The following is an 18,482-nucleotide window of genomic DNA, read 5'->3' as shown; positions in this document are numbered from 1 at the left end:
TTATTATTTGATGCAGGACAGCTTTTTCACAACCTCTGATTCACGGTGTTCCAGAAGTAGCTTCTTCGAAAATAAGCTGAAATTCCACAAAAATTTAAGAAGCAATTTTCGTAAATTCCTTCTTATTTCTTGAAGCTGACCACTTCTGTCACAACCTCTTTAAGAATGATGGATAGAAATACGTTTAGGATAAGTTTTTTTAGATGCACTTTGTTCGATTTCCTCTAAAGATTTCCCACGAGTTTCTGGTACGATCTCTTGAATAAATAAAACCCCTAAAAAGCAGATGATCCCAAAAATACCGAAAACGATTTCTTGAGACATAGAAGCAGTCATCACAGGAAAAAGCAAGCCGACTAGGAAAGAACCAATCCAATTAAAAGAAGAGGCCAGGCCAGATGCTCGCCCGCGGACAGCTAGTGGGAATATTTCGCCTACGATTACCCATGTCAGTGGAGCCCATGTGCAAGAATAAAATGCGACATAAATACATAAAAACAAGAGAATCAACAACGAATTTGTATGAGCATCCAGTACAGTTCCTAAAACAGCTGGTAGGATGAAAGAAAGTCCCATCACGCTACCGCCTATTTTCAATAAAGTTCGCCGATTGAACTTGTCTGCAATAACCAAAAAGAGCAAAGAACCAGCAACTAAAATGATTCCTTGGATGATCGGCCACATCAATGCATCGCTCGCTGCATGCCCAGTCGCTTTTTCTACGATCAGCGGAATATAGTAAAAAATAGCATTAGCTCCTTGAAATTGCTGGAATACTGCTACACCAATACCGGCAATGACTAAGGAACGATATTTTTCTAAAAACAAAGTATGCCAAGAAGTTACGGTTGTCTTTTCTTGTTTGACATTCAGCTGGATTTGTTCGAATTCCTGTTCAGCTTCGTTTGGTGTTCGAATATAGTTCAATACTCTTTTTGCCTCTTCCAAGCGGCCAGATTGCATAAGAAAACGCGGTGACTCTGGTAGAGCTAAAACACCGAAAAATAAAATCAGCGCGGGGACAGCAGCGAGTCCTAACATCACGCGCCAAGCCATCGTTTCAGGCAACCCTTTTAGCAAATAATCTGCAACATAGGAAAGGAGCATACCAGAAGCAATCATCACTTGATTGATCCCTGATAATCTTCCCCTTAGTCTAGCAGGAGCCATTTCAGACATATAAGCAGGAACTAGGGCAGATGCAGCGCCAACAGCTAAACCTAGAAGAATCCTTGCTGCAATCAGAAAATAAGAACCATTGTGAGGGGCAGATGCAGAAAGGACAGAACCAGCCATAAAAATAAGTGCAGAAAGAAGAATCATTTTTCGTCGTCCAAGCTTATCAGAAAGAAGACCAGATAAAGAGCCGCCAAGGATCGCACCTAACATGACCGAAGACGTGATCCATCCTATCAAAGAAGCTTTACCTGCCAAACCCCAATCATGCTGTAAAAAAGGTAAGGCGCCGGTCATAACACCAATATCATATCCAAATAGAATGCCGCCAAATGCGCCAAAAAAATAAATAAACGATGAGGAAACTTTTTTTTCTTTTTTCATAAGTATTCTCTCCTTCTAGAATTTCGAGAAGGCGGTTGATCAGATTTTGTAAGCAATTTCATTTTATAACTTATGTACGTACAAAACAAGTGTTTTTTATTGTGTTCTTGAAAATAACCGCTTGACATGTACGTACAAAAGTATACAATAATCATTGTAAGCGCTACTAAAAAGACGGTTTGATCAGGTTTGACGAGAAGGAGGGAGTTAAATCATTATGAAGGAAGTAAATGCGCAAAGTATGTTAGATGTCATAGATGGTCGTACATCTTTAGGGATTGAGTTTGGATCAACTAGGATCAAAGCTGTATTGATTGATTCATCTTTTACTCCTATTGCCGCTGGTAGTTATGAGTGGGAAAACAAACTAGAAAATGGTATCTGGACCTATTCATTAGAAGATATTTGGAAAGGACTGCGCGTCAGTTACCGAAAAATGGCAGCAGAAGTATTCGAAATCTATGGCGAGAATCTTACGACAATCGGGTCGATTGGGTTCAGTGCAATGATGCACGGTTATCTAGCATTTGATAGCAAGGAACAGTTACTAGTACCATTTCGTACTTGGCGAAATACAATCACTGAAGAAGCAGAACGAATATTAACGGAAAAATTTCAATACAATATTCCGCAGAGATGGAGTATCGCTCATTTGTATCAATCTATTTTGAATAAAGAAGAACATGTGAAAGAAATTAATTTTTTGACAACGCTTGCAGGCTATGTCCATTGGCAGCTTACTGGTGAGAAAGTACTAGGCGTAGGAGATGCATCAGGCATGTTTCCTATCGATCCTTCAACGAAAACCTACCATCAAGAAATGAAAAATATTTTTGGTCAGTTAATCGAAAAAGCGCACGTAGCGATTGACTTGGATCACATTTTGCCTAAAGTTCTAGTAGCAGGAGAAGAAGCTGGCAAGTTAAGCGAATCAGGGGCTTATCTGATCGACCCTACGGGAAATTTGAGACCAGGAATCCCGGTTTGTCCGCCAGAAGGGGATGCAGGAACCGGTATGGTCGCTACGAACAGTGTAGCCAAACGGACAGGGAACATTTCGGCTGGTACTTCCGCCTTCGCTATGATCGTATTAGAAAAAGAACTAGAAAATGTCCATCCGGAAATCGACATGGTCACTACACCTTCAGGAGAACTAGTAGGCATGGTTCATACGAATAACTGCTCTTCGGATATCAATGCTTGGGTCAGTATTTTTGAAGAATTTACCAATTCTTTGGGTATGGAGATAAGCAGAGATAAATTATTCACGGTATTATTCAACAAAGCGCTAGAAGGCGATACGGATTGCGGGGGATTACTTTCTTATGGTTATTTTTCTGGAGAAAACATTACAGGAGTAAATGAAGGAAGGCCATTATTTGTACGTACACCAGGTAGCCGTTTTGATTTAGCGAATTTCATGCGGATCCATTTAGCCAGTGCTTTTGGTGCAATGAGAATCGGAATGGATATATTGAAATCTGAGAATGTCCAAATTGATCGTTTAGTGGGGCATGGGGGGATTTTTAAAACACCAGAAGTTGGACAGCGGATTCTAGCATCTGCTATGGAGGCACCAGTTACAGTGATGGACACAGCCGGAGAAGGTGGAGCGTGGGGAATCGCGTTATTAGCAGCCTATATGATGGATCGACATGGGAAGTCTTTAGAAAACTTCTTGGCAGAAGACGTGTTTGGACAAGACCAAGGAATCACTATCACACCTTCAGCAGAAGAAATAGCAGGCTATCAGATATTTATGAGACGTTACCGTGAGGGGATCGACATTGAAAAAACAGCGATTCATCAATTGCAAGAAAAAGGAGTGATAGAAAATGCTGGAACAACTGAAAGAAGAAGTGTATCAAGCAAATCTTGACTTGCCTAAACATGGACTCGTCAAATATACATGGGGAAATGTGAGCGCTTTTGATCCTGAAACACGATATTTCGTTATCAAACCTAGTGGAGTCAGTTATGAAGAGATGACAGCAGACGACATGGTCGTTGTGGACTTGGACAATCATATCATTGAAGGTAAACTCAATCCCTCTTCGGATACGCCTACTCATGCTGTTTTATATCGTTCATTTCCTCAACTCGGAGGAATCGTCCATACTCACTCGACATGGGCGACGATCTGGGCACAAGCAGGATTGGATGTTCCTGCGATGGGGACGACGCATGCAGATACTTTTTATGGATCGGTACCTTGTGCTCGATTTTTGACACAACAGGAAATCGACAGCGGGTACGAATATGAAACAGGAAAAGTTATCATAGAAACATTCAAAGAACGCAAAATTGATCCCTTAGCAATTCCAGGGGTACTTTTACACGGACACGGTCCATTTACTTGGGGGAAAGATGCGCAAAGTGCGGTAATGAACGCAGTCGTACTAGATGAAGTATGCAAGATGAATTTATTTACCAGACAGCTCAATTCATTTTCAGAAGAGCTGCCTCAACGGATTTTAGATAAACATTATTTACGAAAACACGGAAAAAATGCGTATTACGGACAAAACAAATAAAAGGAGTGGCTAATTATGTTGAATATTGGAGAAAAAGAATTTTGGTTTGTTGTAGGATCACAGCATTTATATGGGGAAGAAGCACTGCGAGAAGTAAAGAAACATGCACAAGAAATGGTCGATGAACTGAATGAAAATGGCCAATTGCCTTATCCAATCCGCCTTCAAGAATTAGCAGTTACTGCTGATACGATCACAAAAATCATGAAAGAGGTCAATTATCGAGAAGAAGTAGCAGGTGTGATCACTTGGATGCATACTTTCTCACCAGCAAAAATGTGGATCCGCGGGACAAAGCTTCTACAAAAACCATTGCTTCATTTAGCTACGCAATATAACGAAAGCATTCCTTGGAAAACAATCGATATGGATTTCATGAATTTAAATCAATCTGCTCATGGCGACCGCGAATATGGGTTCATCAATGCTCGATTAAATAAACAAAATAAAATCGTCGTTGGCTACTGGAAACGACCTGAGATCCAAAAAGAGATTGCTGATTGGATGGATGTTGCAGTAGCCTATAATGAAAGTTTTGGAATAAAAGTGGCTCGTTTTGGTGACAACATGAGAAACGTGGGTGTCACAGAAGGAGACAAAGTGGAAGCACAGATTCAATTTGGTTGGACTGTTGATTATTTTGGTATCGGAGATCTTGTACAAGTAATCGATCGCGTATCAGACGAAGAAGTCGATCAATTATTTGAAGAGTACAAGGAATTGTATACCTTCGACTATGGTGATTATGAAGAAAAGACATGGGAGGAACATGTAAAAGTACAAGCTCAGCAGGAAATCGGTATTCGCCGTTTCTTAGAAGAAGGAGGCTATAACGCTTTTACGACTAATTTTGAAGACCTGTATGGAATGAAACAACTACCTGGACTAGCTGTACAACGTTTGATGGCAGAAGGATACGGTTTTGCCGGGGAAGGCGACTGGAAAACTGCAGCGATTGATCGGTTGCTGAAAATCATGGCTCGAGGGAAAGATACAGGATTCATGGAAGATTATACTTACGAGCTAGCTAGTGGCCAAGAAGCAATCTTGGAATCCCATATGATGGAAGTAGATCCGACGCTTGCTGCGACGAAACCAAGAATCGTTGTTTCTCCTTTATCAATGGGAGATAGAGAAGATCCGGCGCGTCTTGTATTTGATGGGAAAGCAGGAGAAGGGGTAGTCGTATCGATGGCAGATTTCGGTACGCATTATAAACTGCTGATCAATGAAGTAGAAGCCTTTGAACCAACGACTGAAGCACCTAATTTACCTGTTGCACGTGTGTTATGGAAAACTAAACCGAATTTCCATGAAGGTGTCCATTCATGGATTCAGGCAGGTGGCGGTCATCATACCGTTGTCTCGCTAAATCTAACAACAGATCAAATTGAAACGTGGGCAAAATTAGTTGAGTTGGAAACAGTGGTTATTAGATAAAAAGAGGTTGTGAAAAAGCCGCTTAGTTTTAAGAAATAAGAAGAGATTGACGAAATTTGCTTTTCAACTTTTTTGAAATTTAGTCTTATTATCAATGTCAGCTAACGGAACACCATTTATCAAGATATCTCACCCTCAATATTTTGCTCTCGAAAATAAGGCTTATGGCAGTAACTTGTCATAGCCTTATTTTTATCACTAATCCTACTCTGCTCTAACTGCTCTTTTTGCTTCTAGGAAGTCAAATGGTAAACAGTTGTCTAATTGCAGAAATTTCGAGATACTTGTTAGTAAGGAGGGGGTTTTATGTATCACGTTCATTTGATTGATGCTATTCCAGAACAAGAGATAGAAAAGTTACAAGGGGAATATTTCAAAATAATAGATGATTTGCCAGCCGAAGGAATAGTTATTCGTAGTACGAAAGTGAAAGATGAATGGCTTACACCAGATTTGCTAGCAATTTCAAGAGCTGGTGTTGGGGTGAACACGATCAACGTTGAAAAAGCTTCTGAAAACGGGACGATTGTCATGAATACACCAGGTGTAAATGCTAATGCAGTAAAAGAGCTTGTTTTGTGCTGTTTGCTCTTATCTTCCCGTCCGATAATCGAAGCAAGTCGTATGGTACAAACACTAACAGGTCCTAATATTTTAGAACAGGCAGAAAACAAAAGAAGTGCTTATGTGGGACGAGAATTGCAAGGCAAAACCATCGGTCTTCTTGGTCTTGGAGCGATAGGCACAAAAGTAGCGCTAAGTTGCTATAGCTTAGGGATGGATGTCTTGGGTTATTCTATCCGCGATGCCCAGTTGGATTATGTTCGGCAAGCAGATTTAGAAACAGTTCTTTCTACCTCGGATTACATCGTAGTCATGCTGCCGTTGACAGAAGATACAAAAGGATTGATCGATCAGGCGAATATAGAAAAAATGAAAAAAGATGCTGTACTTATCAATGTAGGAAGAAGTGAAATTGTTGATAAATATGCTGTTATGCAAGCATTGGAAAAACAACATCTGGCTAAATACGTGACTGATTTTCCAGAAGAAGAGTTCTTAGAAAATGACCGTATACTTATGTTGCCTCATCTAGGGGGATCGACTCAGGAAGCTTTGGCAGACAGCGGACGTTTGGCAGTTGAAGCCTTAAAAGATTATCTTTTGTTCGGTACGGTTAGAGAAGCGGTCAATTATCCATCCGCACGAATGTTTTTCCAAGCGCCGTTTCGATTCACTATATTTTATCAAAAGAAAACCAATATATTAGCAGAGATATTTTCTCTGCTGAATGAGAACGAGCTAGCGATCGCAGATATATCGCGTAACCATAAGAATGAGCATGTCTACATATTGATTGACATAGACAGTACTGATTTTGAACAGCTCAATCAAGTGAAACAACAGCTAGAAAAAATTTCTGGAGTACGAAAGGTCCGCTTATTAAAGAAACCAGAAAGGCCATAAAGAAAGAGAATATTTGGATTTCATTAATTCTTCTTTCCGTTCTTTACTTTCGAATTTCGTACAACTAAAATAAGAGAAGCAACATTCTTTTATTGATAGAAATGAAGGAGTAAGCATTTGAAAAGATATATAAGCAGACTTTCGACCAAACAGAAAAAGATTTTAAAAGGAACAGCAGCAATCATCAGTATCTTTTTTCTTGTTGTTTTTAGTAATTTGTTTTTGCAGTGGTGTCAAAATGATCTATCCGTAGACCTTGCGTTGAAATTTGCTTTTTCTTGGCATACGGAAAAATTCTTCTTAGCCTGTCTCGTCTTGCTGATCATTCTTATTTTTCTGATTGCACTAGCAGGATCTGTCCCTTTAGGTTCCCTTACGTATGTCGTAGCCATCGGTGTATTAGGTTTTGCAAATTATATGAAAATGAGTTATCGGCAAGAACCGATTTATCCAGACGATTTGAAGATGATCACTGAAATCGGATTGCTGAAAGATATGACCGGCACTATGCTGTTTACAGTGATCTTAGCTGCCGCAGGAACCGTGCTAGGATTGTTTTGCTGGTACATGTTTCGAAGCCTGAAAAAAGGAAGGCGATTCCAATTGATCCGATTAACGACACTGCTTGTGGCAATTGGACTGCTAGGGTATATCAGTAATTTCAACAATCCCGATAATTTGTTGCGAAAAGCATATAATAAAACGGCACTATGGATACCTTACAGCCAGAAAATGAACTACTATAACACTGGTTTTATCGGTGGGTTTTTGTACAATCTGAAGGTAGAACCAATGGATGAACCTGAAGGATATTCGAAAGAAAAGATCAAAGAAATCACTGAAAAATACCAGAAGCTAGCCGATGAAAAAAATAAAACTGTAGAGGAAGAGTCGCCGAACATCGTGTTCGTGATGAGTGAAAGTTTCTCAGATCCTAGTCGATTAAACGGCGTAGAAGTATCTGGTGAGCCATTGGCAGATTATTATGAAGTAGCTGATCAAACATATAGTGGCAATATGCTTTCTCAAAACTATGGCGGTGGAACAGCAAATATCGAATTTGAAGCATTGACTGGTTTTTCTATGGCGTTATTTAATGCGCAACTCACCACCCCTTACACGATGCTTGTACCAAAAATGGATCAGCTTCCTTCTATCGTTTCAGCGTTAAACGCACAATCATACCAGACGACAGCGATCCATCCATACAATACTTCGATGTATAAAAGAGAGGATGTTTATCAGACATTAGGATTTGACCAGTTCATCAGCGAGCGTACGATGACCTATACGGATACGATAGAGAATAATCCATATATTTCTGATGAGTCAGCTTACAAAGAAGTAATGACACTTCTCAAGGAAGAAAAAACACCTCAGTTCATTCATTTAGTCACGATGCAGACACATATGCCTTACAATGGAAAGTATGATAGACTGGGCTATTCTGCAGAAATTTCAGATGGAAGTGGGACGCTTGACTTAGAGAATTATCTGCAAGATATTTCCTATAGCAGCACGGCACTGAAGCAGTTCACGGAAGAATTGAAGAATCTTTCTAGAAGGACTTTAGTTGTTTTTTGGGGGGATCATCTTCCAGGGATCTATTCAGATACGATCCAAGCAAAAAATGACAAACAAACATTGCATGAAACACAATTCTTGATGTTTGACAGCAAAGGGAAATTAGAAAAGCAAACGACTCACGATGCAATCACCAGTCCTTTTTATTTTGCAGCGAATCTAATGGAACAGACGAATCAGACAACAAATGGCTTTTATCAGCTGCTTTTATCATTAGAACAGGAACTTCCGGCGTTTGAACGAGAACTGTACTATCAAAACGGACAGTGGTATAAAGAAGCGCAATTCAATCGCTCGCAACAAGAGATTTACGACGAATATCAATTGATCCAATATGACATTGTCGCAGGGAAAAAATATAGTTTAGCAGATGGTTTCTTTGAGCACGAATAAGAATGACGAGCTGTATAGAAACCATTAAATTTTTTCAAGCACTTGTCATTTGAGGATAAAAACAAGTAGAATAAATAATAACAACAATGGAGAAAGTAGGAAAACGAACATGTTACCGAATATTGGCTATTATGTGCAGTCCATCGATCAAATCGTCAAGGAAACAGAAGCAATCGGAGAAGGAATGCATCCGAAATATGAAGTGATCAGAAACGCAATCGATGAAGGAAAAACAAGTGACCTGGACAAATCGACTCTTGAAGAGATCATCCTGTTATTTGAAGAAGGAACAAAAAAATATCGGGCAATGCTTAAGAAAGTCAGTACATTGCGCCCACCAGCAAAAGCAATGGGCATTCATAAAAATTTTGAAAAAGCTTATCTTTCATATGTAGCAGGCTGTGAAGAAATGATTCAAAGTATTGATCTTGAGTCAGGGGTAGATAAAGATTTATTCAATACATCTGAAGCAAAACAAGACCAAGCGACAGACCAATTGACAGCTGCCATCCAAAAAATGACTAATTTGTTGTTGAAAAAATAAAAGAAATCTTTGATAACAATAAAAACTAGAGTTATCTAATATAAATGTAATATTACCTTTATGATAGAGTGATCAAAATCCTTTATGATAATGACATACCTATAACCAACAACAACCTTGTACTTACTCAAAATCGAGTAAATACTCCTTTTCCGTCGAGTCTAACCATCTCGGCGGTTTTTTATTTGTAGAAAAGAACATCAGGATAGACGGAAAAGTCTTGTCCTGATGTTCTTTTCAGATAGTATGGAAAGCTGATTAGTTTTCTACATTCTGTACATATTGTTCAAAGTAGTTCTGTAAATCGGCTTTGAGTTTCTGATATTCCTCTTCGCTATACTCTTTATCTTCGATTTTCCCATCAAAGAAAGGAATATTTAGTTCTTCCCGTAGTCTGTCTAATACGTCTTGCTGATTCATTTCATTCTCCTTTTCTTACTAACGATCAAAATAAACACAGACACATTCTGGTGCATAGACATCTTTTTTCAGTAATTCCAGTAATCCTGTTTCAGGATGACGGCGATATAATGTCAGATTATCGGTATTCTGATTGGCACACACGACAAAATTATTGCTTGGATCTAGTGCGAAATCGCGGGGAAAATCCCCTTCTGTTGAGATGATTTGCTTGTTTTGAATGTGGGAACCATCTTCAAAAACTGCAAATACAGCAATCGAGTTATGTCCTCGGTTAGAAGCATAAAGGAACTTGCCATCATTTGAAATGCGGATAGCTGCCCCTCCATTTTCACCGTCGAATTCTTCTGGCAAGGTCGATATTTTCTGTAATTCTTCAAAAGCACCTGTTTCTTTATTATAAGAAAGCACGCGGACTGTGCTGTCTAATTCACCAAATAAATAAGCGAATTGTCCATTTGGATGAAAGACAAGATGGCGAGGGCCTGTTCCTGGCTCTGCAGTGAAGGTAGTTACAAGATTCAATTTGCCGTTTTCGGACACATCATAAGTATACACACGATCTGTACCAAGATCACATACGACTAATCGTTGGTCAGGAGTCAGATCCGTATAGTGGACATGCGCATGATCTTGGTTTTTATGAGGACCTGTCGCTTCTTGATGGAATATTGAATCTGCTGCTTTCAGTTCGCCATCTCCTAATATATGGTAGACATTTACTTCACCTTTATGATAGTTCGCCCCGTATAGTAATTGACGTGCTTCATCAACCGCTACATAACACAAAGGAGCGCCAGACTCTGTTACCGCATTCAAAAAATGAAAATCCTTATCGTACGCACCGGCACCACCTAATCCATCCACACTAGTAACTGTGTAAAGATTGCCAGCTTTACTTTTTGCTACATAGGTAGGGCTATTTTCTTCAACAGCTAATGAAAGGTTGGCTAATTCTTCTTTTTCTGTATCAAGGTCGATCGTATAGATTCCTTTACTTTCGCGACGCGTATAGGTTCCTAAAATTATCTTTTCGATCATATGAGCTGATTCCTCCTAATTGTAATGAAATAGTTTTCGTTTTTATTCTATCACATAATTATTCCACACGGCTAAAGAATGAGAATGTGTTATACTGTTTTTGAAAGCAATTAAAGGAGAGAGTGCAATGATTCAGGCAAAGATTACAGAAATTGGGACAGAAGCAATAAACAAGGAAGAACCCATGCTGATTTTGTTCGATAAAACAGCAACAGCTGCCTTACGAAAATATTCGGTGATTCAAGAAGTATCAAAAGACGAACCTTTTTCTTTGAAAGCAGGCGGAACAATTGCTTTTGATGATCAGGTATATACGATCGATTATGTCGGTCCGATGGCCAATGGGAATTTAGAGACAGTAGCTCACGTATCATTGATTTTTGATGCTTGTCCAGAAGAAGGACAAATTGCAAATGGAATCTATCTTCATCCGCATAGACTGCCTGCTATTGGTTTGGGAAGCCAAATTTTTTATAACTAACAGGAGGAATTATGGAAGGAAAAAATAAGAAGAACAGACCGGTGTCGTGGTTTTGGCGCTGGTTTTTAAATAATCAAGTAGTCACAGCCTTACTTGTTGTATTGTTAATATTGCTGATCGTCTTTTTATTTACAAAAGTTTCATATTTGTTTGCACCAATCTGGCAATTTTTAGCAATCGTAGGTCTGCCTATCATTTTAGCAGGAATCTTGTATTACTTGATGAATCCGGTAGTTGATTACTTTGAAAAGCGAAAAGTACCAAGGCTTTACAGTATCATTGGGCTGTTTGTTTTGGTTGTTGCACTAATCGCATGGGGGAGCGTAGTGATCATCCCTAAGATTCAGGAACAAACAGTGAGCTTCATCAGTAACTTCCCTCAATATGTAGATACGATTGATAATAAATTAACCGAGATTTTGCGGGACCCGCTGTTCAACCAATTTCGCGAACAGTTGGAAACAGCAGGTGATAAGTTCATGAATTCGGCAGGCGATATGATCCAAGATATATCTAAGAGTACAGTTCAGAGTCTTGGAAGTTTTGTCGGCGCGGTAGCGACTATTTTAGTGGCTCTGCTGACGATGCCGTTTATCTTATTTTATCTATTGAAAGACGGTAAACAATTAGCACCTTATTTTGTCAAATTTTTACCGACACGCATGCAAAAACCGACGTTGAATGTGCTGAGTGAAATGAATAGTCAAGTTTCTTCTTATATAAGAGGACAACTAACTGTGGCTTTTGCTGTGGCAATCATGTTTATGATTGGTTTTGCAGTCATTGGTTTAGAGTATGCTGTCACGTTGGGGATTATTGCGGGTTTTTTGAACCTGATCCCTTACTTAGGATCATTTTTAGCGATGATTCCGGCTATCTTTTTAGCCATTGTAGCAGGTCCATTCATGATCATCAAAGTACTGATCGTTTTTGCAGTAGAGCAGACAATAGAAGGACGCTTGATCTCTCCATTAGTACTAGGGAATCAGTTAGCAATCCATCCAGTAACGATTTTATTAGTTCTGCTGACTTCTGGGAAATTGTTCGGAATCATCGGTGTGATCTTGGGGATTCCTGTTTATGCAGCAGCTAAAGTAGTGATTACTCATGTTTTTGAATGGTACACAACAATCTCTTCTCTTTATGAAGAAAATCCGTTGAAAAAGCAGAAAGAATAACAAAAAGAGACAGATGGGAAAATATCCAAGGCACAAATGCTGCTTTGAAGATTTTTTCCTCTGTCTCTTTTGTATGCATTTATCTCAATTTTTAAAATGATTTACCTAAAGCAGCAGCTTTATCTAATGCATTTTGCATCAACTCATCTGCACGGTCAGGGTCATAATCGATTCCTTCGATGAATAGCTGATCTACTTGATCGATGCCTACAAAGTTTAAAATACCTTTTACATATTGAGAGGCAAAGTCTTGTCCGTTGTATACACCGCCATTAGATTGGATGTGCAGTGCTTTTTTACCTGTCACTAATCCTTCTGGCCCGTTTTCTGTATAGCGGAACGTTTTTCCAGCTACATTGACGGTATCGAACCAAGCTTTTAATTTTGTTGGGATATTTAGATTCCATAAGGCGTTTGCGATAACGATTTTATCAGCAGCAAGGAACTGATCAGTCAATTCATTGAAACGAGCAATTTTTTGTTGTTGACTTTCTGATAAGGAAGTGAATTCTGCACCAGCACGTAATGCTTCCCAACCTGATAATAATTCTTCATCGATTTCCGGAATATCATCGCGATAAAGTTCCAAAACAGTCACTTCATCATCTGGATGATTTTCTTTATAACTTGTTAAAAAAGACGTCAATGCCTTAACTGTGCGCGATTCTTCTGCAGTTAGGGGATGACCTTTGACTACTAAAACAGATGCCATATGCTTACCTTCTCCTTTTATTGCTATGATTGTTATAACTATGACTAACAAAATCAGTTTACTCGAAAAAGAAAAGGCTATCAAGTCATATTGATAAGGTTGAAGAATAAATAACTAAAAAAAGACAGGATATAAAAGAGGCTGTGACACGATTTTTTGTCACAGCCTCTTTTGAATCTAGCAAGCAATGTTCAAGCAACGCTTGACTGAAGAGCTTCCATCCCGCCAATGATATAAACAGCACGAAATCCGCTAGCAGTAAGTTGATCGGCTAATGCTTCTGATCGTCTGCCTGTGTAGCTTAGAATATAATAAAGTTTTTTTGGATCTAGATTTTTTAATTGTCTTGGCAAGATAGCAGCGGGGATAGAAAGCGAGTGGCTTAAGTGGTTTTTTGTGTAATCTAAGGTATTTCTTGTATCTAAAACGATGCTGTCAGCATCGAGCGGCAATTTATTGAAGTCTTGGACACTAATTGATTGGGCCATTTATCTCATCCTTTGTTTAGTATGTGGCTATTTTAATGGGCAACTCTCATTAATTCAAATGGAAGGATTCCTCTTATCACTTTTTTAATGTATCGGATAATAATGAAAAAAACTATGCAAATGTCTTGCAAAACAGGTGGGAGGTGTTATAATGACATAGCGTCATATGACAATGTGTCATCTTAAAAGAAAGGAGGATCCATATGCCGACACAGACATTTTTCCATTTGCCTAAAGAAAAACAAAAAAGACTAATCGAGGCTGCGAGAATCGAGTTTTCTAGAGTACCTTTGAAAGAAGCCTCGATTGCTAATATCGTCAAATTAGCGGATATCCCTAGAGGCAGTTTCTATCAGTATTTTGAAGATAAAGAGGATCTTTATTTTTATTACTTTGAGACAATGAGACGTGACAGCTCTAAAGATATGTTACAACTAATGAAAGAATCCGATGGTGATCTATTCAAAGGATTCGAATCCTATTTTTCTAAAATGATTTATGAGATTTTGGAAGGCGAGAATGCTTCTTTTTATCGTAACTTGTTTATGAACATGGATTACCGTGCCTCAAGAAAAGTCGCTCCTCATACGAGTCGCCAAAAAACGCCTCACGATCCGCATAAAGAACACAAACAAGATGCAAAAGAGTTGCTTGAATTGATTGATCGGACGAAGCTGAAAGTAAAAAATGATCATGAATTGGAATTACTGATCCAATTAGTGATGAATACTGTATTTACAACAATTGCGCATTCGTATCGCTTATTTTCAACATCTGAAGATTACTCAGTAGAGCAAGCAATCAGTGAATTCAATTTGAAACTTTCTTGGCTGAAAAACGGAGTATATAAATAGAAAGAAGGGAACTAGATGCTAAAAATCGTAAAACGGATCTCCTTGACTTCAGCAATTGCAGCTGCAGTTTTCATGGTGATCCAAGTACTGGCAGATTTATATTTGCCGACACTTACCTCCAATATTATTGATAAAGGGGTAGCGCAAGGAGATGTCGATTATATTTGGCATACAGGTTTTGTGATGATCGGCTTTTCTTTGATCAGTATCTTAGCTGCTATCGCAAATACATTTTTTGCTACTCGTGAATCACAGAAACTGGGTAAGCAATTGCGTACGGATGTCTATAAAAAATCAGAGAGTCTGACAAAAGATGCGTTTGATAAATATGGAACGGCCTCTTTGATCACAAGAACGACCAATGATGTGACTCAAATCCAAATGGTTACACAAATGTTTTTACGTATGATGATCAATGCACCAATCACGTTGATTGGCGCGAGCATACTTGCTTATCAAAAAGATCATCAGTTGACAAAAATCTTCTTAGTTGTCATCCCAGTAATGATTATTTTGATCGGCGGAATCATGTACTTTGCTGTTCCATTATTCAAAAGTATGCAAAAGAAAACTGACCGTTTAAACCTGGTATTTCGAGAAGGATTGACAGGGGTCAGAGTGATTCGAGCATTCGATAAGACACGCTTTGAAGAAAATCGTTTTGATTTAGCGAATAAAGATTATACAAATACGGCAATCAAAGTTAATACGATCGTCGCATTGATGATGCCGATGATGACATTGATCATGAGCGGTACAAACGTAGCAATCACTTGGTTTGGTGGACACTACATAGCAGATATGACTTTGGAAGTCGGTAATCTGATTGCATTTATGACTTATGCGATGCAGATCTTGATCAGCTTTATGATGCTTTCCGCTATTTTTATCATGGTGCCTCGTGCACAAGCTTCAGCTGACCGTATCAATGAAGTGTTGGATGAAAAAATCGGTATCCATGACCCTGAAAATCCTAAAACAGTTTCTTTTGCTGGAAAAAACGCAACATTGGCCTTCAATCATGTCAATTATCGATATCATGGAGCAGAAAAACTTGCATTGGAAGATATTGATTTCCAAGCCAAGTCGGGCGAGATCGTCGCAATCATAGGGGGAACTGGTTCAGGTAAAACGACCTTAGTCAATTTGATCCCTCGATTATATGACATCGAATCTGGTTCGATCCAAATAAATGGAACGGACATTAGTGACATGACTCAATATAATTTGCGAGAATTAATGGGCTTTGTTCCTCAAAAAGCAGTTCTGTTCTCTGGAACGATCCGAGACAATATGCAGTATGGTAAGCCGGATGCAACAGATGAAATGATTTGGAAAGCATTAGAAATCGCACAAGCTAAAGATTTTGTTTCAGAGATGGAAGATGGCTTAGATAGCCATGTGGAACAAGGAGGAGGAAACTTCTCTGGTGGACAAAGACAGCGTCTGGCAATTGCACGGGCATTAGTCAAAACAGCAGATATCTATGTGTTTGATGATTCCTTCTCAGCGTTGGATTTCAAAACGGATGCCAATCTTCGCCAAGCATTGAAAACGAATATGAAAGAAAGTATCACCGTTTTAGTTGCTCAACGAGTAAGTACAGTAATGGATGCAGATATGATCCTTGTGCTAGATGAAGGAAAACTGGTTGGCAAAGGAACACATGAAGAACTATTAGCAACAAACGAAACTTATCAAGAAATCGTTCATTCACAACTAAGAGAGGAGGACTTAGCATGAGTAAAACAAACACACGTCCCTCTCATGGACCAGCAGGCGGTCCAGGACATGGTGGACCTGGCAGAAATCTCGGTGTAAAAGGTGAAAAGCCTAAAAATTTCTGGGGAACGGTACGCCGATTGTTTGGCTATATGTCTAAACGTATGGTTGCGATCATCGCTGTATTTGTACTAGCAATAGCAGCCGTGATCTTCCAAATCCAAACACCAAAGGTCTTGGGGAAAGCAACCACAGAAATATTCAAAGGTGTAATGGCTGGCGCTCAACAGATGCAACAAGGCCAACAAGTAACAAAATTTCCGATAGACTTTGATAAAATCGCGCAGATCATTGCGACAGTAATCGTGATGTATTTGATTTCTGCTGTATTCAACTTTTTACAGCAATTTATTATGACACGTGTTTCCCAACGAACAGTTTATGAATTACGTCATGATTTGGAAGCCAAAATGAATCGTGTACCGATTTCCTATTATGATACACATACAAATGGGGATATCATGTCTCGAGCAATCAATGATATGGATAACATCGCAAGCACGCTGCAGCAAAATTTGACTCAATTTGTAACTAGTGCAGTCACATTGATTGGGGTCATCGTGATGATGCTTTCAATCAGCTGGCAATTGACGTTAGTCGCGTTATTGATGATCCCTTTAAGCTTGATCATCGTGATGATCGTAGCGCCGAAATCACAAGTGTTTTTCGCAGATCAGCAAAAAAGTTTAGGTTTATTGAATAACCAAGTAGAAGAAACATATGGTGGTCATACCATTGTTAAAACATTCAATCATACTGAAAAAGACCAGGAAGTATTTGAAAAAGAAAATCAGAATCTGTATGCCGCTGGTTGGAAAGCTCAATTTATTTCGGCAATCATCATGCCGTTGATGAATTTCGTTAAAAATCTAGGCTATGTGTTCGTCGCTGTACTAGGCGGAGTAAAAGTTGCAAATGGGAACATGACATTAGGGGATGTTCAAGCGTTCTTGCAATATACAACACAGTTCTCTCAACCAATCACTCAACTTGCAAGTTTGATGAACACTATCCAATCAACAGTTGCTTCAGCCGAACGGGTATTTGAAGTGTTGGATGAAGAAGAGATGTCCAATGAAAAATCTGGCCTTCCAGAAGAAAAAGATACACCATACAAAGTTCGTTTTGAAAATGTTCAATTCGGCTACACACCAGATAACTTGCTAATGACTGATTTTAACTTGGATGTCAAACCTGGTGAGATGGTCGCTATTGTAGGTCCGACTGGTGCAGGGAAGACGACACTGATCAACCTTCTTGAACGGTTCTACGATGTTTCTGGAGGTAGTATTCGTTACGATGGTGTAGATACCCGTGATCTTTCACGTGATGAATTGCGCGCACAGTTTTCAATGGTACTGCAAGATACTTGGCTGTTTACAGGAAGTATCTATGACAATATCAAATATGGGAACGACGATGCAACAGACGAACAAATCATTGAGGCTGCTAAAGCTGCTCACGTAGACGATTTTGTTCGTAAATTGCCAGAAGGATATAACACTGTATTAAACGAGGATGCAAGCAATATTTCGCAAGGGCAGCGTCAGCTAATCACAATTGCGCGGGCATTTTTAGCAAATCCGGATGTCCTGATCCTTGATGAAGCAACATCTAGTGTAGATACACGAACAGAAATACTGATTCAAAAAGCGATGAACCGCCTATTGGAAAACCGGACAAGTTTCGTTGTTGCTCACCGCTTGTCTACAATACGCGATGCAGACAACATTATTGTGATGAATCATGGTTCGATCGTAGAAACAGGAAACCACGATACATTGATGGAAAAAGACGGATTCTATGCAGATCTTTATAACAGTCAGTTTTCTGAAGAAGAAGCTTCATAGAATAGTACAAATTTATTATTTTTTTTAGGGGCTGTGACAAAAGTCGTGTCACAGTCCCTTTTTCCGAATAAACGGTGTTCAATCAGCTGTCCTTCGGTATTAGCTCAAAAAACGGCAAAATATGAGAAGCTATTTTTCCGTTTTGTATCTCTAA

General features: G+C 39.1%; 17 protein-coding genes. 11 read left to right on the top strand and 6 right to left on the bottom strand.

Features of this window, described 5'->3' with window-relative positions; genetic code table 11:
* Window positions 1-159: 159 nt before the first annotated feature.
* A complete protein-coding gene (locus tag IGL31_RS10800) occupies window positions 160-1,560 on the bottom strand; it encodes a sugar porter family MFS transporter (protein ID WP_086300266.1) in 1,401 nt (466 codons plus the stop codon).
* Between the two features lie 217 nt (window positions 1,561-1,777).
* Between IGL31_RS10800 and IGL31_RS10795 the strand changes: the two genes are divergently transcribed.
* From IGL31_RS10795 to IGL31_RS10780, 4 genes are all read left to right on the top strand, one after another.
* The gene (locus IGL31_RS10795; protein ID WP_081156708.1) at window positions 1,778-3,439 is read left to right on the top strand and encodes a xylulokinase; all 1,662 of its coding nucleotides are present in this window, start codon (window positions 1,778-1,780) and stop codon (window positions 3,437-3,439) included.
* Complete coding sequence (locus IGL31_RS10790) at window positions 3,396-4,094, top strand: L-ribulose-5-phosphate 4-epimerase (RefSeq protein ID WP_002325392.1); 699 nt, start codon at window positions 3,396-3,398, stop codon at window positions 4,092-4,094. Before IGL31_RS10795 ends, IGL31_RS10790 begins: the two co-directional genes overlap by 44 nt.
* 15 nt (window positions 4,095-4,109) lie before the next feature.
* Window positions 4,110-5,534: an L-arabinose isomerase gene (gene araA / locus IGL31_RS10785; RefSeq protein ID WP_002287282.1), complete on the top strand. Its 1,425-nt coding sequence runs from the start codon at window positions 4,110-4,112 to the stop codon at window positions 5,532-5,534.
* A gap of 306 nt (window positions 5,535-5,840) precedes the next feature.
* The gene (locus tag IGL31_RS10780) at window positions 5,841-7,001 is read left to right on the top strand and encodes an NAD(P)-dependent oxidoreductase (protein ID WP_002297699.1); all 1,161 of its coding nucleotides are present in this window, start codon (window positions 5,841-5,843) and stop codon (window positions 6,999-7,001) included.
* On the opposite strand, the gene IGL31_RS10775 is transcribed toward IGL31_RS10780, so the two are convergent.
* Window positions 6,978-7,118: a 3-phosphoglycerate dehydrogenase gene (locus tag IGL31_RS10775; protein WP_086300267.1), complete on the bottom strand. Its 141-nt coding sequence runs from the start codon at window positions 7,116-7,118 to the stop codon at window positions 6,978-6,980. The two genes, IGL31_RS10780 and IGL31_RS10775, sit on opposite strands and share 24 nt — an antisense overlap.
* Between IGL31_RS10775 and IGL31_RS10770 the strand changes: the two genes are divergently transcribed.
* Both IGL31_RS10770 and IGL31_RS10765 read left to right on the top strand, forming a co-directional pair.
* A complete protein-coding gene (locus IGL31_RS10770) occupies window positions 7,119-8,978 on the top strand; it encodes an LTA synthase family protein (protein WP_086300268.1) in 1,860 nt (619 codons plus the stop codon).
* A gap of 109 nt (window positions 8,979-9,087) precedes the next feature.
* Window positions 9,088-9,522, top strand: coding sequence for a hypothetical protein (locus tag IGL31_RS10765; RefSeq protein ID WP_002307190.1), 435 nt, complete (start codon window positions 9,088-9,090; stop codon window positions 9,520-9,522).
* Window positions 9,523-9,780: 258 nt separating this feature from the next.
* On the opposite strand, the gene IGL31_RS10760 is transcribed toward IGL31_RS10765, so the two are convergent.
* Window positions 9,781-9,942 (bottom strand): hypothetical protein, encoded by a 162-nt coding sequence (locus IGL31_RS10760; protein ID WP_002287277.1) that lies wholly within the window; start codon window positions 9,940-9,942, stop codon window positions 9,781-9,783.
* An 18-nt stretch (window positions 9,943-9,960) separates the two neighbouring features.
* The gene (locus IGL31_RS10755) at window positions 9,961-10,983 is read right to left on the bottom strand and encodes a lactonase family protein (protein WP_002307191.1); all 1,023 of its coding nucleotides are present in this window, start codon (window positions 10,981-10,983) and stop codon (window positions 9,961-9,963) included.
* Between the two features lie 127 nt (window positions 10,984-11,110).
* Between IGL31_RS10755 and IGL31_RS10750 the strand changes: the two genes are divergently transcribed.
* A complete protein-coding gene (locus IGL31_RS10750) occupies window positions 11,111-11,464 on the top strand; it encodes a PTS glucitol/sorbitol transporter subunit IIA (protein ID WP_002294113.1) in 354 nt (117 codons plus the stop codon).
* Between the two features lie 11 nt (window positions 11,465-11,475).
* On the top strand, window positions 11,476-12,642 hold the full coding sequence (locus IGL31_RS10745; protein WP_002287273.1) for an AI-2E family transporter: 1,167 nt from the start codon (window positions 11,476-11,478) through the stop codon (window positions 12,640-12,642).
* Between the two features lie 91 nt (window positions 12,643-12,733).
* Here the strand turns inward: IGL31_RS10745 and IGL31_RS10740 are convergent, their stop codons facing one another.
* Both IGL31_RS10740 and IGL31_RS10735 read right to left on the bottom strand, forming a co-directional pair.
* Complete coding sequence (locus tag IGL31_RS10740) at window positions 12,734-13,354, bottom strand: NAD(P)H-dependent oxidoreductase (protein ID WP_002287272.1); 621 nt, start codon at window positions 13,352-13,354, stop codon at window positions 12,734-12,736.
* A gap of 191 nt (window positions 13,355-13,545) precedes the next feature.
* On the bottom strand, window positions 13,546-13,842 hold the full coding sequence (locus tag IGL31_RS10735; protein ID WP_002297707.1) for a rhodanese-like domain-containing protein: 297 nt from the start codon (window positions 13,840-13,842) through the stop codon (window positions 13,546-13,548).
* Between the two features lie 203 nt (window positions 13,843-14,045).
* On the opposite strand from IGL31_RS10735, the gene IGL31_RS10730 reads away from it, so the two are divergent.
* Genes IGL31_RS10730 through IGL31_RS10720 form a run of 3 tightly spaced genes read left to right on the top strand, consistent with a single transcriptional unit; the run spans window position 14,046 to window position 18,328 of the window.
* The gene (locus IGL31_RS10730; protein WP_002287269.1) at window positions 14,046-14,696 is read left to right on the top strand and encodes a TetR/AcrR family transcriptional regulator; all 651 of its coding nucleotides are present in this window, start codon (window positions 14,046-14,048) and stop codon (window positions 14,694-14,696) included.
* Window positions 14,697-14,711: 15 nt separating this feature from the next.
* On the top strand, window positions 14,712-16,439 hold the full coding sequence (locus tag IGL31_RS10725; RefSeq protein ID WP_002287267.1) for an ABC transporter ATP-binding protein: 1,728 nt from the start codon (window positions 14,712-14,714) through the stop codon (window positions 16,437-16,439).
* The gene (locus IGL31_RS10720) at window positions 16,436-18,328 is read left to right on the top strand and encodes an ABC transporter ATP-binding protein (protein ID WP_002287265.1); all 1,893 of its coding nucleotides are present in this window, start codon (window positions 16,436-16,438) and stop codon (window positions 18,326-18,328) included. The genes IGL31_RS10725 and IGL31_RS10720 overlap by 4 nt, the downstream gene beginning before the upstream one ends.
* Window positions 18,329-18,482: the final 154 nt, after the last annotated feature.

It is taken from the genome of Enterococcus sp. MSG3290 (assembly GCF_050555565.1).
Lineage (GTDB): Bacteria > Bacillota > Bacilli > Lactobacillales > Enterococcaceae > Enterococcus_B > Enterococcus_B faecium.
This window is presented reverse-complemented; position numbering and strand designations above follow the sequence as displayed.

What these genes read in the sequence shown, in the direction of transcription:
- IGL31_RS10800 (WP_086300266.1), bottom strand. Translation starts at nt 1,560, where the DNA reads ATGAAAAAAGAAAAAAAAGTTTCCTCATCGTTTATTTATTTTTTTGGC.
- IGL31_RS10795 (WP_081156708.1), top strand. Translation starts at nt 1,778, where the DNA reads ATGAAGGAAGTAAATGCGCAAAGTATGTTAGATGTCATAGATGGTCGT.
- IGL31_RS10790 (WP_002325392.1), top strand. Translation starts at nt 3,396, where the DNA reads ATGCTGGAACAACTGAAAGAAGAAGTGTATCAAGCAAATCTTGACTTG.
- araA (WP_002287282.1), top strand. Translation starts at nt 4,110, where the DNA reads ATGTTGAATATTGGAGAAAAAGAATTTTGGTTTGTTGTAGGATCACAG.
- IGL31_RS10780 (WP_002297699.1), top strand. Translation starts at nt 5,841, where the DNA reads ATGTATCACGTTCATTTGATTGATGCTATTCCAGAACAAGAGATAGAA.
- IGL31_RS10775 (WP_086300267.1), bottom strand. Translation starts at nt 7,118, where the DNA reads ATGCTTACTCCTTCATTTCTATCAATAAAAGAATGTTGCTTCTCTTAT.
- IGL31_RS10765 (WP_002307190.1), top strand. Translation starts at nt 9,088, where the DNA reads ATGTTACCGAATATTGGCTATTATGTGCAGTCCATCGATCAAATCGTC.
- IGL31_RS10760 (WP_002287277.1), bottom strand. Translation starts at nt 9,942, where the DNA reads ATGAATCAGCAAGACGTATTAGACAGACTACGGGAAGAACTAAATATT.
- IGL31_RS10755 (WP_002307191.1), bottom strand. Translation starts at nt 10,983, where the DNA reads ATGATCGAAAAGATAATTTTAGGAACCTATACGCGTCGCGAAAGTAAA.
- IGL31_RS10750 (WP_002294113.1), top strand. Translation starts at nt 11,111, where the DNA reads ATGATTCAGGCAAAGATTACAGAAATTGGGACAGAAGCAATAAACAAG.
- IGL31_RS10745 (WP_002287273.1), top strand. Translation starts at nt 11,476, where the DNA reads ATGGAAGGAAAAAATAAGAAGAACAGACCGGTGTCGTGGTTTTGGCGC.
- IGL31_RS10740 (WP_002287272.1), bottom strand. Translation starts at nt 13,354, where the DNA reads ATGGCATCTGTTTTAGTAGTCAAAGGTCATCCCCTAACTGCAGAAGAA.
- IGL31_RS10735 (WP_002297707.1), bottom strand. Translation starts at nt 13,842, where the DNA reads ATGGCCCAATCAATTAGTGTCCAAGACTTCAATAAATTGCCGCTCGAT.
- IGL31_RS10730 (WP_002287269.1), top strand. Translation starts at nt 14,046, where the DNA reads ATGCCGACACAGACATTTTTCCATTTGCCTAAAGAAAAACAAAAAAGA.
- IGL31_RS10725 (WP_002287267.1), top strand. Translation starts at nt 14,712, where the DNA reads ATGCTAAAAATCGTAAAACGGATCTCCTTGACTTCAGCAATTGCAGCT.
- IGL31_RS10720 (WP_002287265.1), top strand. Translation starts at nt 16,436, where the DNA reads ATGAGTAAAACAAACACACGTCCCTCTCATGGACCAGCAGGCGGTCCA.